At 63.6% G+C, this 13,554-nt stretch carries 15 protein-coding genes; 5 read left to right on the forward strand and 10 right to left on the reverse strand.

The features are described 5' to 3' along the window. Positions 1–89: 89 nt before the first annotated feature. The 7 genes from AC1Q7H_RS10565 to AC1Q7H_RS10595 form a co-directional block, all read right to left on the reverse strand. Positions 90–1,091 (reverse strand): Bug family tripartite tricarboxylate transporter substrate binding protein, encoded by a 1,002-nt coding sequence (locus AC1Q7H_RS10565; protein WP_249221522.1) that lies wholly within the window; start codon positions 1,089–1,091, stop codon positions 90–92. Positions 1,092–1,203: 112 nt separating this feature from the next. Further along, the gene (locus AC1Q7H_RS10570) at positions 1,204–1,641 is read right to left on the reverse strand and encodes a MaoC family dehydratase (protein ID WP_492381302.1); all 438 of its coding nucleotides are present in this window, start codon (positions 1,639–1,641) and stop codon (positions 1,204–1,206) included. Positions 1,642–1,650: 9 nt separating this feature from the next. After that, entirely contained in the window at positions 1,651–3,288 is a 1,638-nt protein-coding gene (locus AC1Q7H_RS10575) for an arylsulfatase (RefSeq protein ID WP_211984134.1), read from the reverse strand. Between the two features lie 33 nt (positions 3,289–3,321). Further along, on the reverse strand, positions 3,322–4,431 hold the full coding sequence (locus tag AC1Q7H_RS10580; RefSeq protein WP_211984132.1) for a glycerol dehydrogenase: 1,110 nt from the start codon (positions 4,429–4,431) through the stop codon (positions 3,322–3,324). A 16-nt stretch (positions 4,432–4,447) separates the two neighbouring features. Then, the gene (locus tag AC1Q7H_RS10585) at positions 4,448–4,678 is read right to left on the reverse strand and encodes a cupin domain-containing protein (protein WP_492381285.1); all 231 of its coding nucleotides are present in this window, start codon (positions 4,676–4,678) and stop codon (positions 4,448–4,450) included. 3 nt (positions 4,679–4,681) lie between these two features. Continuing rightward, positions 4,682–4,954, reverse strand: coding sequence for a cupin domain-containing protein (locus AC1Q7H_RS10590; protein ID WP_492381286.1), 273 nt, complete (start codon positions 4,952–4,954; stop codon positions 4,682–4,684). A 38-nt stretch (positions 4,955–4,992) separates the two neighbouring features. Then, on the reverse strand, positions 4,993–5,817 hold the full coding sequence (locus AC1Q7H_RS10595) for an SDR family oxidoreductase (RefSeq protein WP_492381287.1): 825 nt from the start codon (positions 5,815–5,817) through the stop codon (positions 4,993–4,995). Positions 5,818–6,122: 305 nt separating this feature from the next. On the opposite strand from AC1Q7H_RS10595, the gene AC1Q7H_RS10600 reads away from it, so the two are divergent. The 3 genes from AC1Q7H_RS10600 (at position 6,123) to wrbA (ending at position 8,813) form a co-directional block, all read left to right on the forward strand. Further along, positions 6,123–6,830 (forward strand): DsbA family oxidoreductase, encoded by a 708-nt coding sequence (locus AC1Q7H_RS10600; RefSeq protein WP_492381288.1) that lies wholly within the window; start codon positions 6,123–6,125, stop codon positions 6,828–6,830. Positions 6,831–7,218: 388 nt separating this feature from the next. Further along, a complete protein-coding gene (locus AC1Q7H_RS10605; RefSeq protein WP_153956657.1) occupies positions 7,219–8,169 on the forward strand; it encodes a ring-cleaving dioxygenase in 951 nt (316 codons plus the stop codon). A gap of 17 nt (positions 8,170–8,186) precedes the next feature. Continuing rightward, complete coding sequence (wrbA, locus tag AC1Q7H_RS10610) at positions 8,187–8,813, forward strand: NAD(P)H:quinone oxidoreductase (RefSeq protein ID WP_153956658.1); 627 nt, start codon at positions 8,187–8,189, stop codon at positions 8,811–8,813. Between the two features lie 91 nt (positions 8,814–8,904). Here wrbA and AC1Q7H_RS10615 read toward each other — a convergent pair whose 3' ends face one another. From AC1Q7H_RS10615 to AC1Q7H_RS10625, 3 genes are all read right to left on the reverse strand, one after another. Next, on the reverse strand, positions 8,905–9,240 hold the full coding sequence (locus tag AC1Q7H_RS10615) for a glutathione S-transferase family protein (protein WP_211984128.1): 336 nt from the start codon (positions 9,238–9,240) through the stop codon (positions 8,905–8,907). A 58-nt stretch (positions 9,241–9,298) separates the two neighbouring features. Beyond that, a complete protein-coding gene (locus AC1Q7H_RS10620) occupies positions 9,299–10,207 on the reverse strand; it encodes a tryptophan 2,3-dioxygenase (protein ID WP_211984126.1) in 909 nt (302 codons plus the stop codon). Positions 10,208–10,380: 173 nt separating this feature from the next. After that, positions 10,381–11,499 (reverse strand): iron-containing alcohol dehydrogenase, encoded by a 1,119-nt coding sequence (locus tag AC1Q7H_RS10625; RefSeq protein WP_211984124.1) that lies wholly within the window; start codon positions 11,497–11,499, stop codon positions 10,381–10,383. Positions 11,500–11,757: 258 nt separating this feature from the next. On the opposite strand from AC1Q7H_RS10625, the gene AC1Q7H_RS10630 reads away from it, so the two are divergent. Then, positions 11,758–12,441 (forward strand): nitroreductase, encoded by a 684-nt coding sequence (locus AC1Q7H_RS10630; RefSeq protein WP_211984416.1) that lies wholly within the window; start codon positions 11,758–11,760, stop codon positions 12,439–12,441. A 178-nt stretch (positions 12,442–12,619) separates the two neighbouring features. Further along, positions 12,620–13,528: a SphA family protein gene (locus AC1Q7H_RS10635; protein WP_153956661.1), complete on the forward strand. Its 909-nt coding sequence runs from the start codon at positions 12,620–12,622 to the stop codon at positions 13,526–13,528. Positions 13,529–13,554 lie beyond the last annotated feature (26 nt).

Raw genomic sequence — 13,554 nt, forward strand, 5'->3', positions numbered from 1 at the left:
ACACTGGGTGCCCGCCTGCTGCACGGGGACCCAGTAACTTTCCCTCCCGGGAAGCGGCGCTCATGTCACGCAGCGCAGTCAGCCGGTTCTCACTCCGGCTGTATCCCCGCTACCACGATCATCCCTTTCCACACCTGCTGGTCCGCCTGCACCGCCTTGGTCAGATCCGCGCCGGTGCCCGGGTTGGGCAGGCTGCCACGCGCCGCGTAGTGCTTCAAAGCCTCGGGCGAGCTGACGAACTCAAGCGTCAGCCTGGCGAGCTTATCGACAATCGGCGCGGGCGTGCCGGCTGGTGCGAACAGGCCCGTCCAGTTCGTGCGCGAGACGGCTTCCATCAGGCCCGGGTTCAGGACACCAGCTTCGGCCAGCGTCGGCACGTCCGGCAGCAGCGGCACCCGCTTCGGGCTCAGCACGGCCAGCGCATGCAGCTTCCCCGCCTGCACCATCGGCAGCGCTGACGAGAGTTCCAGCATACAGTAGTCCACCGTGCCACTGATCACGTCGGGAAGCAAGCCGGAGGCGGCCTTGTAAGGAACGTCCGTCGTTTTGATGCCGGCCGCCTCAGTGAAGGCCGCCGCCATCAGGCGGTAGCCGTTGCCGGTGCTCCCGCCGTTGACTGCGCTGGGCTTCGTACGCGCGGCCGCCACCAGGTCGGCCACAGTCTTGTACGACGAACGCCCCGACACCACCAGGGCAATAGGCAGTGTCGACATGCGCGCCACCGGCACGAAGTCCTTGTTGGGGTTGTAGGGCAGTTTCCGGTACAGGAACGGATTGGCCGACATCGCGCTGGACGACGTGAACAGCAGCGTGTATCCGTCCGGCGCCGACTTGGCGACCGCGTCGCTTGCCAGGATCCCGTTGGCTCCCGGCCGGTTCTCCACCACCGCGTTCTGGCCGAGCCGCTCGCCCAGGAACTTCGCCAGCAGGCGGGTGTAGTCGTCGGCGCCGGTGCCAGGGGCCGCCACGGACACGATGCGGATTGGGCGATTCGGATACGTGTCCGCGAGCGCGGGTCCGGCGCCGGCCAGCATTGCTCCGCAGGCGACGGCGAGCAGGACACTGCGGCGCATCGGTTGGCTAAGTTTCATTTCTTGTCTCCTCAAAGTCGGAAAGCCGCGCCGATGCCCGGCGCGGGTGGTTCCCGCAATCTCGATGTTGCGCGGCGCCCCCTCTTGCGTACTGGAGGCTGCCACGCGGTGCTCAGGGATACCGGCGCGTGATCGACTCGGCGATACACACCGGCTTGGTGCCCCCATCCCGCTCGACGATCATCTCCACCTTGGTCTGCGCGCCGCCACCTTCCAGCGCCTCGTACGACAGCAGCTTGAAGTGTGAGCGCAGCTTGCTGTGTACCGGCACCGGCGCCGGAAAGCGCACCTTGTCGAGGCCGTAGTTCACACCCGTGCGGCTTTCCTTCACGCGATAGGCCGCGTTCGAGAACTCCGGCGGCAGGCTCAGCGTTAGGAAGCCGTGGGCGATCGGTGCGCCGAAGGGGCCGTCCTTGGCCCGCTCGAGGACGACGTGGATGCATTGGTGGTCGCCCGTGGCGTCGGCGAACTGGTTGATGCGGCCCTGCTCGATGGTCACCCAGTCACTGGTGCCGATGACCTCGCCGACGAACGGCAGGAGATCCCTGATCTGCCGCCTCTATTCCTTTGCTTCCCTGGAGGGGGCCGGCTGCGCCTGCTGCTGCATCCTGAGCTGCGCCTGCTGGTTCAGGAAATCCTGCACCATGTTCGAGCGATCGAACGACTTGGCGGGCTGCACTGGCGGATACTCGGCCAGCGTGCGCAGGTGAGTGGCGATGGTCTCGCCCAGCGGACCCGACATCCACGCGGCCTTCTGCACGAGATGGCCGTACGAGTCCTTGCTGTCGTAGCTCTCGAACGGGTCGCTGCGCAGGTTGAACAGCATCATGGTCGTCCGGGGTTGCAGGCTGGCGTAGTAGTTCTCCTTCTGCGAGAAGTGGAATTTCCACGGTCCCATCCGGACGGCTGCCAGCTTGCTCTCGTAGTAGTAGAGGAAGTCCTTGCGCGCGCTTTCGGGCGACTTGCCGGTCCAGTAGTCGAGGTTGTTGACGCCGTCGATGTATTGCTTCTTTTCGCGTTTCAACTCCTCGTTTACGTCCGGCACACCCGCGATGGCGGCGAAAGTGGTGAACATGTCCTGGTGCGCCTGAATGCCGTTCATTACCTGGCCCGGCTTGATGACGTCGGGCCAGCGCAGCATCGAGATCACGCGCACGCCGCCCTCGTAGGTCGTCATCTTCTCGCCCCGGAACGGCGTCGTGGCACCGTGCGGCCATGACGAGTGCTCGGGGCCGTTGTCGGTGGAGTACCAGACGACGGTGTTGCTGTCGAGGCCGGACTTCTTCAGGTAGTCGAGCACGAGGCCGATGTCGTGGTCGTGCTGCATCATGCCGCCGCCGTGCAGGTCGTCCTCGTGTGTGTACTTGGCCGCCGCGTAGCGCCACTTGTCGTTCAGGTGGGTGTAGAGGTGCATGCGGCTGGTATTGAGCCAGACGAAGAAGGGCTCGTCGGCCTTCTGTGAACGGTCCATGAAGTCGATCGCCTTCGGTATGACCTCGTCGGCGTCGAAGTCCTCCATCCGCTTCATGGTGAGGGGGCCGACGTCCTCGATGGTCTGCTTGCCGATGCGCCCGAAGCGCGGCATCTCGGTGGGGTCATCCTTGTCCGTGGCGAAGGCATGCAGCACGCCGCGCGGACCGAACCTGGCCGCGAACGCCTTGGGACCGCCGGGGTAGTTCTCGGCGTAGGCCTTGTAGTCGTGGTACTCGGGCTGTTCCTCGGTGTTCAGGTGATAGAGGTTGCCGAAGAACTCGTCGAAGCCGTGCGCGGTCGGCAGGTGGGAGTTCAGGTCGCCCATGTGGGCCTTGCCGAAGTGGCCAGTGCGGTAGCCGGCCTGCTTCATCACTTCGGCCAGGCTGGGCGAGGCGGCCTGCCAGCCAAGCTTGTCTCCCGGCTGGCCGACGGTGGTCATCCCCGAGCGTATCGGGTACTGGCCAGTGATGAACGCCGCGCGCCCCGCCGTGCAAGACGGCTGCGCGTACTGGTCAGTAAAGCGGATGCCTTCCTTGCCGATGCTGTCGATGTTCGGGGTGGTGTAGCCCATCACGCCCATGCCGTAGGCGCTGACGTTTTCCCAGCCGATGTCGTCGCCCCAGATAACGAGGATGTTCGGCTTCTGCGGGGCGGCCGACGCGGTCGGCCCGAGCGTGCACTTGGTGGCCGCGACAGCGAGCGAGTTTTTCCAATGTTTGATCATGTCTCTTCCAGTACCTGGTGTGTTGTCTACTTGTTATGGCTTGCGGCGGTTCAGCGCGATGGCTCCCTTCCGGTCGGCGAGCCGGATGGCGGTTTCGAGCCGGGCGGCGGTGAGCGGCGGGCTGAGGATCTGGCTGACCTGCCCGCTCAGCGTGAGATCGGCGATCTGCGCCACGGCTGCGGTGGCTTGGGTGGGTGGCAGGCCGAGTTCCGTCAGCGTGACCGGCAGGCCGACCGTGCAGAGCAGGTCGAGCAGTTCGTCGATCTCGGCTTGCGGACGTCCCTCTGCGACCAGTTGCACCAGCGCACCGAATGCCACCTGTTCGCCATGCAGCGCGTTCGCAAGTGCCGGGATGGCGCTGAAGCCTCGCGTCAGCCCATGGGCCAGCGACAGCCCGCCGCCCTCGAACCCCACGCCACTGAGCAGCACGGTTGCTTCGACCACGCGCTCCACGGCCTCGTCCGCCTGCCGTGCGATCACGGCGCGGTACGCGGCGGGGCCGTGCTTCACCAGCGTGTCGTAGGTGGCGGTTGCCAGCAACAGGGCCGTGTCGAGCGGCGGCGTCCCGAAGACGTTATTGCGCCCGGTTGCCTTGCATTGCTGGGCCTCGAACTTCTTGCTGACGGCGTCGCCGATGCCTGCCGCGAAGAAGCGGGCGGGCGCCTGGGCGATGATCTGCGTGTCGACGATCACCGCTGCTGGATTCGACTTCAGGAACTCCGCGCCAGCCAGCCGGTGGGCCTTGTCGTACAGCACGATCACGCGGCTGGTGGGGGCGTCGTTGGACGCGATGGTCGGGCAGACGACGACGGGCACGTCCAGCGCCAGCGACACGCCCTTGGCCGTGTCGAGCGCCTTGCCGCCGCCGAGGCCGACCACCACGTCATGGCCGTCCCCGCGTGCCCTGTCAGCCAGGGCGTCGATGGCGGCCCGCGTGCATTCGCCGGGGAACAAGGCGTGCCGGACGGCAAGACCGGCCGATTGCAGGCTGTCTGACACGACCGGCCAGATCTTGTCGGTTACGATTGCGTCGCACAGCACCAGCGGCCGCTGCCATCCGGACTTCGCCAGCAGTGCGCCCAGTTCCGGCAGGGCGCCGGGCCCCTGCACATACTGGCCGGGGAAACCCATCATGCGCAACATGCAATCTCTCCGGGGCTCACTTTGCCGAGTACGTCGGCACGGCGGCCGAGATGTACTGCAGGCCGTTGTCCTGCTCCTTGATGGCGCGGTCGACCCAGCTCTTGATGTGGCCGGCGTCGGACAGCCCGAGGTAGGAGCCGTCCGGCATGTAGTTCACGTTGCTGCCGAAAAGCATGAAGATGACTTCAGTCGGGCCCCCGTCGGGGGGCGTGTTGAACTGGTGGATCGAGCCGCCCGGCTCGAACAAGTATCAGCCGTCGGTCTGCTTCTGGTCGGGATACTCGGTGTAGTACCAGCAGCCCGAGATCGTGTACATGTGGACCGCGCCCGTGTGGAAGTGCAGGGGCAGCGTGACGCCCGGCGCGAAGCGCGCGCGCATCACCATCAAGCCGTTGTAAGGGTCGAGGAAAAGCGGGAAGATGTCGGTGCCTGCGTGGCCGCTCAGCGACTTGAGGAAAGGGTGGGCGGTGGTGTCGACGGTCAGCAGGCGGTCTTGCTCGGTCTGGACGGCGGGAAGGGCCATGTGGGGTCTCCGTGGGTTGGTTGTTGTCGGGATGGGGTTCAGTGGCAGGCGTAGCCGCCGTCGACTAGCAGTTCGGTGCCGGTGACGTAGGTGGAGTCGTCGCTCGCCAGGTACAGTACGGCGCCGGCCACTTCGTCGGGCGTGCCGCGCCGCTTCAGCGGGATCTCCCCGCCGATGCGCACGCGCGCGGCCGTGATCTCGGCCTCGGTCAGGCGGCCGCCGGAATTGCTGCCGGCCAGCAGGGGGGTGTCGATATAGCCGGGATGCAGGCTGTTGACGCGGATGGCGTAGCCCTTCTCGGCACAGTGCAGCGCCACCGACTTCGACAGGTAGCGCACGCCGGCCTTCGACGCGCTGTAGGCTAGCGCCGCCGGCTCGCCGCAGATCGCGGTGATCGACGACACGTTGATGATCGAGCCGCCTGTCTCCTTCATCAGCGCCAGCCCGTGCTTGCAGCCGAGAAAGACGCTCTTCAGGTTGACGTTCATGGTCCGGTCGAAGTCCTCGATCGTGCAGGTCTCGATGTTGTGCGAGAGGCCGATGCCGGCGTTGTTTACCAGCACGTCGAGCCGGCCGTCCGTGGCGCGGATGTGGTTGAGCACGCGCAGCCAGTCGGCTTCCGCCGATACGTCCTGCGGCAGGAATGCCACGTCGAGGCTGGTCGCCTTCAGGTCCTGCTCGGCGTATTTGCCGCCGGCTTCGTTGATGTCGGTGAACCAGACTTTCGCGCCTTCCTGGGCGAGGCGCCGGCCGCGCCGGCGGGAGTACAGCGCCGAATTCAAGGCGATGGTCCCGGAACAGGTTCGCCCGGCGGGAGCTTCGATGGCGGGGGGTGCGCTCAGCCACGGGCTGAACCCGAACATGGTGCATCGATGGATGCGCGAAGACCGTTAGCGCCAGATGCTGGCGGCGTTGAGCGAGGGCCGTGTGTTTGCTCCACTGCAGGTCGACCAGGTATCGGAAGATAAATGCGTTAGGGACCGTGGATGAGATTACTGCAAAGCTGGTTGACATACTGACGTAGTCTCGGCTTCAGAGGGGCTTCCGAAAGCCACCTTCACTCCGCCATTCACCGCAGAGTGCAGTGCAGCCACGCGAATGCTCTGCGCCATGGCGCTTCATTTCCGGCGGCAATTCTTTGCGGTAGGCGTTTCGTCGACGCCGAAGGATGCCGCATTGCCATCTCCAACCCAGGAGCAACTTCATTAAGCGACTCAATGTAGAGGTTTGGTCAGATTTCGTGTGTCCGTGGTGCTGGATTGAAAAGCGCCGCCTAGAGAAGGCGGCGAAGGCCCTACCGGGTACGGTCGAGGTGGTGGTCTCCCAAAAATCCTACCGGCTTGCGCGAGGCTTGGTCCCCGAGGATTTCAGCAGCGCGCTTTACAAGAAATTTGGTAACCGAATCGCTGCCGACGGGATGATGGATGCAGTCACTCAGATGGGCGCCATCGAAAGCTTGGTGTACAACTTCGGCACTATGCGGTTTGGCGATACGACCGACGCTCATATGCTGGTGAAGTTGGCCGACCCCGCCGAACAGCGCCGGCTAATCGAACGGATCTTCTCTGCAGCCACCACGGAAGGGCTTGACATCTTTGATAGGAGCGTCCTTAGCGGTATTGCGAAGGACGTAGAGACCGGAGGTCAGATCAATTTCGATGACAGTCGTATCGTAGCGGAGATCGCGCACGACGAGATGGCCGCGAATCGAGTTGCCAACGGTGTGCCTCTCTTCGTGTTGAACGGGAGATCTTACCTGTTAGGTGCACGAGAGGTTGCGGTGTTCGAGAGAGCTCTTCTTCAGGCTGCGATAGACGCTCCAGAGGGGCTGGCCGACATCGGTGCGATCTGTGATTCCGAAGGCTGCAAAATCTAGCAAGTTTATGGCGGGTGGTCGTTTCGAAGACGGTGTATGGACTCATTCTCGGTTCAGTGCCCGGTCTGTGGGATGGCTGTGGGTCGCTTAGCGACCCTTCTCCGCCATTGCACCTTGATAAGGCAACGGCCGCGCTACGCTACAGAACGGCCCCCACTGCCACCCGGGCAAACCTTGGCGGCCTGCCGCGTCTGCGTCCCGACAGCCTCGGGAAATGCCCCTCCTGCGCCATCGCGCGCACCGCGCCTCACAGGACGGCATTGTCCAAGTTTGCCGAACCCTGCGTACAACCCGTGACGGCTGCCCAATCGGTATCTGCCGTCATAAGCTGTTGCACAGGAGCGGCTATGCGCTGTTTCTACATGTCTATTTCAAACTGGAGAGGACAATGTTAATGCTCAAGGGATTTCATCATCTGACCCTCGGCGTGAGGCACGCACAGGAGGATGTGGACTTCTACGTCAAGCTGCTCGGGCAGAGCCTCGTGAAGAAGACTGTGCTTCTCGACGGCGAGGATCCCATCTACCACCTCTACTATGGCAACGCGAATGGCGATCCAGGGACCCTGGTGACGTCGTTCCCGTTCCGTCAGCGGGGCGTCATGGCGCGTCCGGGATCGGGCCAGGTGCGGGTCATCAACTACTCGGTTCCCAAGGGCTCGCTCGAATTCTGGCGCAGCCGCTTCGATGCCATGGACGTGCCGTATGACAGCGAGATCGTGGAGCGCTTCGGAGAGCGCCGCCAGCGGTTCCAGCATCCGTGCGGCATCGAGTTCGATCTCGTCGAAACGGATCTCGATTCGCGTCCGGCTTGCGTGGCCATCGATATCCCCGAAGCCCATGCCATCCGCGGCGTCCACAGCATCACGCTGTCGCTGCGGGAAGTCGCCGAATCGATCCGCTTCATGAGCGAAGCGATCGGTTTCCGCAACGCAGGCCAGGCGGGATCCTACTACCGCTTCGAGACGTACAACGGCGGCCCGGGCATGATCGTCGAGTTCCTGCATGAGCCGGACCGGCACCAGGGTTCGTCGATCTACGGCGAAGGCACGGTCCACCATGTGGCCTTCGCGGTGGACAACGTGGAGCAGCAGGCGATCTTGAAGGAGAGAATGTTTGCTCTGGGCTACATCGATACGTCCGAATCGGTGCACCGCAACTACTTTCGCTCGATGTACTTCAAGATGCCCGGCGGCGTGATGTTCGAGGCGACCACCACCGACATCGGCTTCGCGATCGATGAAGAGCCCGGCCATTTTGGCGAGGAGTTCCAGCTCCCGCCGTGGCTGGCGGATCGCAAGGACGAGCTGCTGGGCCGGCTCGAGCCCATCTCTGTATGACGTTGCCGGGGATCACCATGCAAAAACCGAAAGTACTGATTGTTTTCTACTCACGAAACAGCTCCACCGAGATGCTGGCCAAGGCTGTCGCCGAGGGGGCCCTCGAGGCTGGCGCAGAAGTCCGCATGCGGCGTGTGCGGGAGGTTGTCGGCCCCGACGTCATGCGGCAGGCGCCGGGCTGGCTCGAGAACGCCACGGAGATGAACGCGAAGTACGAGGCGCCGACCGAAGCCGATGCCGAGTGGGCTGACGCCATCGTGTTCGGCACGCCGACGCGGTTCGGGTCGATCTCGGCCGAACTCAAGGCGTATATCGACGGGCTCGGCGGCCTCTGGTTCGCGGGAAAATTGAATGGCAAGGTGGGCTCGGTCTTCGGCTCGACGTCCTCGCGCCACGGCGGCAATGAAGCCACGCTGCTGGCGACCTACGCGCCCATGGCGCACCTGGGCCTGATCATCGTGCCGCTGGGCTATGCCGACGCGGCGATGTTCAAGGCCGGCACCCCGTACGGCGCGACTCACGTCTCGCAGCGTGACGCCGTGAAGCCCGACGACGATCACCTGGCGGTTGCCCGGTTCCAGGGCCGCAGGGTGACGACCGTCGCCCGCGCCTTGCACGTCCAGCCGCAGCCCGTGGCAGCCTGAAAGTAAAAGCCCGATAGTAAAAAAGGGCGGAGACTCGCAGTCTCCGCCCAATTCCTGCATCGGCACAGGCCGATGACACGATGGCATCCGCTCAGGCTGGCGCCGTCTCCACGCAGCTTGCCATGGCATCGATGCGGCGCGATGGCGGTAGCAGGCCGTCCCACATCGACGTGAGCCCCAGATACGCCTGCCGCATCAGGTTGACACCCCAAAGCACATCGCCAAGGGCGAACGCGCATCCCGCGAGATACGGGGCTGGTGCGGAACCCGGCGTGCGGTCTAGCGCCTTCAACACGCCTCCGACGTGATGGCGTGCGGTGCGCTGGCATGCGGTATCGCGGAGGACCGCAATGCGGCCTCGTTCCTTCGCGATCCTGATGCGACAGGCGGCAACAAGTCTTGCGTCCCCGGCATGGTTGACGATCACGGACTCGAGCGCCGCGTTCTTGTGATCGCAGACCGTTTACATGACCGTCTTGAGCGCGTCACTCCACAGCCCGGGCGTTTCCCGGTCCGCGGGCGTGCGGACATACCGCAGGCGGGTCGCCGATGAAGCCGCGCGCCGACCAGAGTTCCGGGAACGGGATCTCGTTCATGGTCGGCAGGAGCCAGGCAATGCCCTCGGTGCCGAAGTAGGCCGGCCGGGCGCCGAACGTCCGGCGCGTTGCCATCAGGTGCAGGTGCTTCCACGCGGAGAATCCCTCCGCGATATCGGCCAGCGTCTCGCCGAGCTGCTGCAATTCCCCGTGCTCGTCCGGGTCGGCGTAGACGTCGCGCCAGACGTTCTCGACCGTCTTGTCCGGCGTGTAGGGCACACTGAAATCGCGGTCGAGTACCACCGCCGGCACGGCGAAGCCCTTGCGGCTCAGGTGGGCGAGCACGTCGTCATACAGGCTCGGCTCTGCGAGGGCCTTGCTGAGTTGTTCCCAGCGCCGGGGTTGCGGCAGGAAGTGCTGCAGGTGCTCCCCCTGCTTGATGCCGAGCAGGTAGACCATCTGCCGGTACGTCCAGCCCTGGAGGGCAGTGTCCTTGCCGAACTTCGGGCCAACGCAGGACAGGATGGCCAGCAGGTCGACAGGCGTCATCCACGCGATGGAGCGCCATGTGGCATTGAGCGGCTCGTGGTGGGCGACGACGCGCCGCAGCGTCCGGCAGGCCCCGGTCAGGTCATCGGCTCGCAATTGCGCCTGCGCGGCCTGTATTTCCTTGATGATCAGCATCCAGTAGAGCTCGGACACCTGCGCCGATACGATCCAGGCGTGCTCGCCGGGATGATCGCTGACCGGTTGCTGCAGCGAGTGGAGCACGTCTGTCTGTAACCAGTCACTGTATGGCGTATGCCCGGCTGGCGTTCCGGCCGGCGCCGGGGATGCGGGCTTGACGGTATCGTTCACTTTAGTCTCCTCGTGGTGGTGGGGTCAGGCAAGTTTTGTGGAACGGCGACGGTCCGCAGCATCGACTCCATCTGCGTCAGGCCTGTCGCGGTGATCTGCCGACTGGCCAAGGCATTGAGCGCGTGGGCGCAGGCCGACGGGATGCGGGAAGCTGACGGATGGCTGGCCGGTCATTACCACAGCCTCTCCAGCAGCGCATCCAGCTTCGTGCCGGCATCCTCGCCAAGGTCGCCGACCTCGGATGGATAGTTCTGCTTGAGCAGGGCCGCCATCTCGGGAAGCTTCGCCCGATCGAAATCGAGGTCGCCGAGCCGGCTCGGCAATTCCAGTGCGTCCACGGCTGCCTCAATGCGGTCAGCGAGGAATGCGGCGGGCGTGCGACTGCCACGGTCCGTGGAGAAAATCTCAAGCTTTCGGCCATAGGCGTCGGCGCAGGCGCGGATGACGGGCGCCAGCGCAATGCACGATGTCACGCTGTGCGGTACCCCGAACGTCCCGCCGAGGATGTGCCCGATGCGATGGCTCAGGCCGTAGATGACCGAAGCAGGATAGAAGTAACACTGCCACGCGGCGAGCTGAAGCTGCAGCAGGTCGTCGGTCGACACGTGGCCGCCCGCGACGGCCTCGCGCGTTTCGAGCTTGCGCGGCCACTTCTCCAGCACGGCAAGGAAGCGCTCCACGCCCCTGGTGGCCAGGATGGCGTGAGGGTGATCCACGTCGACCCGGCGCATGCCTTCCACCGCATGGTCGATCCCCTTGATGGCCGAGCTCAGCAGCAGCATACGTGGCGTGTCGACAATCATCCGGGGATCGATCACCACCAGCCTGGGGGTCGTTTCGCGCACGGCATGACTGCGCTTGAACTTCTGGGGACCGTCCGTTTCCGTCACGCCGAAGTAGTGGGAGAACTCCGAACCCGACAGGGTCGTCGGAATCGCGGCAATGGGCAGGTAGCGGCCAGTCTGCTGGAAATGCCAGTAGGAGACTGCCTTCGCGGCATCGAGTACAGAGCCGCCGCCGAGGGCGATGATCGATCCCGCATTGGCCTCGATGCATGCACGCAGTCCGTCGCGTACGGCGAAATCGGGCACATGCGGCGGCAGGCCGGTGAAGGTGCCCACGCCGTCGCCGATGGCTGGCTGCAGGTGCTCGCGGTTCAACGCCTCAAGGAATTCCACCGTGAACGTCATCGGACGGCGGATGCCGTAGTTCCCCATGCAGGGGGCGACGGTTTTCAGCACGTCGTGCCCCCAGACAATCTCTTCCTGCGGCAAGCATTTCAACTGGTTCATTCCACGTCTCCACCATGTTCTCTTATGCGATCGGGGCTCCGATCCCGAGTAGGAAGATAGGCGAATCGGGTTCGCGTGTGCGCGCGGGATTGGAGAACAGAGCGTCCAGGATTTTGGACGCTGCACATGTGCGAGTAGGGGCCTGTCGTTCGTTGTTTCCGGACGAAGCTTTCAAGTTTTGCCGTCTTCACAAGGCAGGGGACGTGTCTATGATCTTTCCACCGTAGCGACCCCCACCACGAGAACGGAGACATGAAGATGGAGGCAATCCAGATTACAGAAGCGCTGATTCGCGGACGCCACAGCAAGCGCGGCTTCCTTGGCCAGCCGGTGCCGATCGAGACTGTCAGGGACATCCTGTCGGTCGCGAAATACGCGCCGAGTTCGAGCAACACGCAGCCCTGGCGCTGCTATGTACTGACCGGAAAGGCTCGCGAGAAGATTGCGGGAGCCGCGGTCGAGGCGTATCGCGCCGATCCTGAGGGACTGGCGCCCGACTACCCGTTCTTTCCAAAGGAATTGCCGGCGCCATTCTCGTCGCGCTTCAATACGTTTCGCGGGATGCTGGGCGATGCGCAGGGCGTGCACAGGAGCGATATCGTCGGGCGCCGGCGCGACGTCGAACGGCAGTTCCGGTTCTTCGATGCGCCAGTGGGACTGATCTTCACCATGGACCGGCGCCTGGAATGGGCCAGCTTCATCTGCTACGGCTGCTTTCTCCAGAACATCATGCTGGCCGCGCGCGCCCGGGGGCTGGACACCTGTCCGCAGCAGATCTGGTCGCTGCAATCGCCGGTCCTTCGTGAAGGCCTCGCCATTCCCGACGAGGAGATGATCGTGGCCGGCATGTCACTCGGCTATGCAGACAACAGTTTTCCGGAAAACAACATGGAGCTTCGCAAGCTGGAACTGGACGAGTTCGTCTCGTTCGTCGATCGCTGACACGCGGAACCGTCCAGGTCGCTCCTTGACCTGGAAAAGCGCGAACAAGCGATAGCCATCGTTAGCGAGTCTCGGGAAGTTGCGGAGATGTCGAATACTTAACGTAGGCGCGCTTAACCGGCTGATGCGGATGCCCGGAGCCCTCAGCCGAAAAAGACAATAAAGAGACGGAGGAGACATGATTAAAGTGCCCGCGAGATTTTTGGCGGTGGTTGCGCTCGCATGCTTGCTGGCCTCGAACGTTGAGGCAACCGAGAATGGACAGACCAGTTACCCTATGGGCGTCAATACGGTATTGAATGGAATATTGCCACCGCCTGGTGAAACCCAGTTTTACAATTACACGCTCTACTACGATGCCAGAAAGTTCGCTGGCCCGAATGGAGAAAGTCTCCTGCCCGGGTTCCAGCTGAACGCGTTTGTTGACGCCCCGCGTGTCATTCATACATGGGGCAGCACACTCGGCCCCTTTACTGTGTCCAGTGGTGTAATCGTCCCAATCGTTCATCTCCGAGCGGACACGCCAGGCGGCAGCGGCAAGCGCAATGGAATTGGAGACATCATCCTTGAGCCGTGGCTGATTGGTTATTCAAGTCCATCGCGATCATTCTTCGCCTTCCTCGCCACCGATATTGCGGTGCCGAGCGGGTCCTACTCCGCCAACCGGGTGGCGAACACTGGCCGGAATACATATGCCCTGATGCCACACCTCAGTACGACATGGTTCCCCACGCCCGCAGTTGAAGTCTCTACCACTACGCTCGTAGAGATCAGTTCACCGAATTCAGCGACTCGATATCACTCTGGCGCGGTTGCAGCACTTGAGTATCTTGTTGGCTATTCGCTTAACAGCAAGTTCCAGCTCGGACTTCAGGGATATCTGCTGAAGCAGTTCACCGATGACAAAGTCAACGGCACGTCCGTACCAGGGGATGGGTTTCGCGGAAAAGCTGTCGCAGTCGGGCCGCAACTACGATACATGTGGTCGCCGGCGGCCGGCATTGTGTTCAAGTATCAGCGCGAGTTCGACGTGCAGAATCGGCCGCAAGGCAACAAGTTCTGGGTTGAACTGTGCTTCCCGCTTTGATCGGAATGAGGCGACGTTCGAAGCGA

This window comes from Cupriavidus sp. GW823-FHT06D04, assembly GCF_058795055.1.

Excerpts from the sequence above, each read along its gene's own strand:
- wrbA (WP_153956658.1), top strand. The coding sequence starts at position 8,187 with ATGCAAAAACCGAAAGTACTGATTGTTTTCTACTCACGAAACAGCTCC.
- AC1Q7H_RS10630 (WP_211984416.1), top strand. The coding sequence starts at position 11,758 with ATGGAGGCAATCCAGATTACAGAAGCGCTGATTCGCGGACGCCACAGC.
- AC1Q7H_RS10600 (WP_492381288.1), top strand. The coding sequence starts at position 6,123 with ATGCCGCATTGCCATCTCCAACCCAGGAGCAACTTCATTAAGCGACTC.
- AC1Q7H_RS10605 (WP_153956657.1), top strand. The coding sequence starts at position 7,219 with ATGTTAATGCTCAAGGGATTTCATCATCTGACCCTCGGCGTGAGGCAC.
- AC1Q7H_RS10590 (WP_492381286.1), bottom strand. The coding sequence starts at position 4,954 with ATGGCCCTTCCCGCCGTCCAGACCGAGCAAGACCGCCTGCTGACCGTC.
- AC1Q7H_RS10635 (WP_153956661.1), top strand. The coding sequence starts at position 12,620 with ATGATTAAAGTGCCCGCGAGATTTTTGGCGGTGGTTGCGCTCGCATGC.
- AC1Q7H_RS10580 (WP_211984132.1), bottom strand. The coding sequence starts at position 4,431 with ATGTTGCGCATGATGGGTTTCCCCGGCCAGTATGTGCAGGGGCCCGGC.
- AC1Q7H_RS10595 (WP_492381287.1), bottom strand. The coding sequence starts at position 5,817 with ATGTTCGGGTTCAGCCCGTGGCTGAGCGCACCCCCCGCCATCGAAGCT.
- AC1Q7H_RS10565 (WP_249221522.1), bottom strand. The coding sequence starts at position 1,091 with ATGAAACTTAGCCAACCGATGCGCCGCAGTGTCCTGCTCGCCGTCGCC.
- AC1Q7H_RS10625 (WP_211984124.1), bottom strand. The coding sequence starts at position 11,499 with ATGAACCAGTTGAAATGCTTGCCGCAGGAAGAGATTGTCTGGGGGCAC.
- AC1Q7H_RS10575 (WP_211984134.1), bottom strand. The coding sequence starts at position 3,288 with ATGATCAAACATTGGAAAAACTCGCTCGCTGTCGCGGCCACCAAGTGC.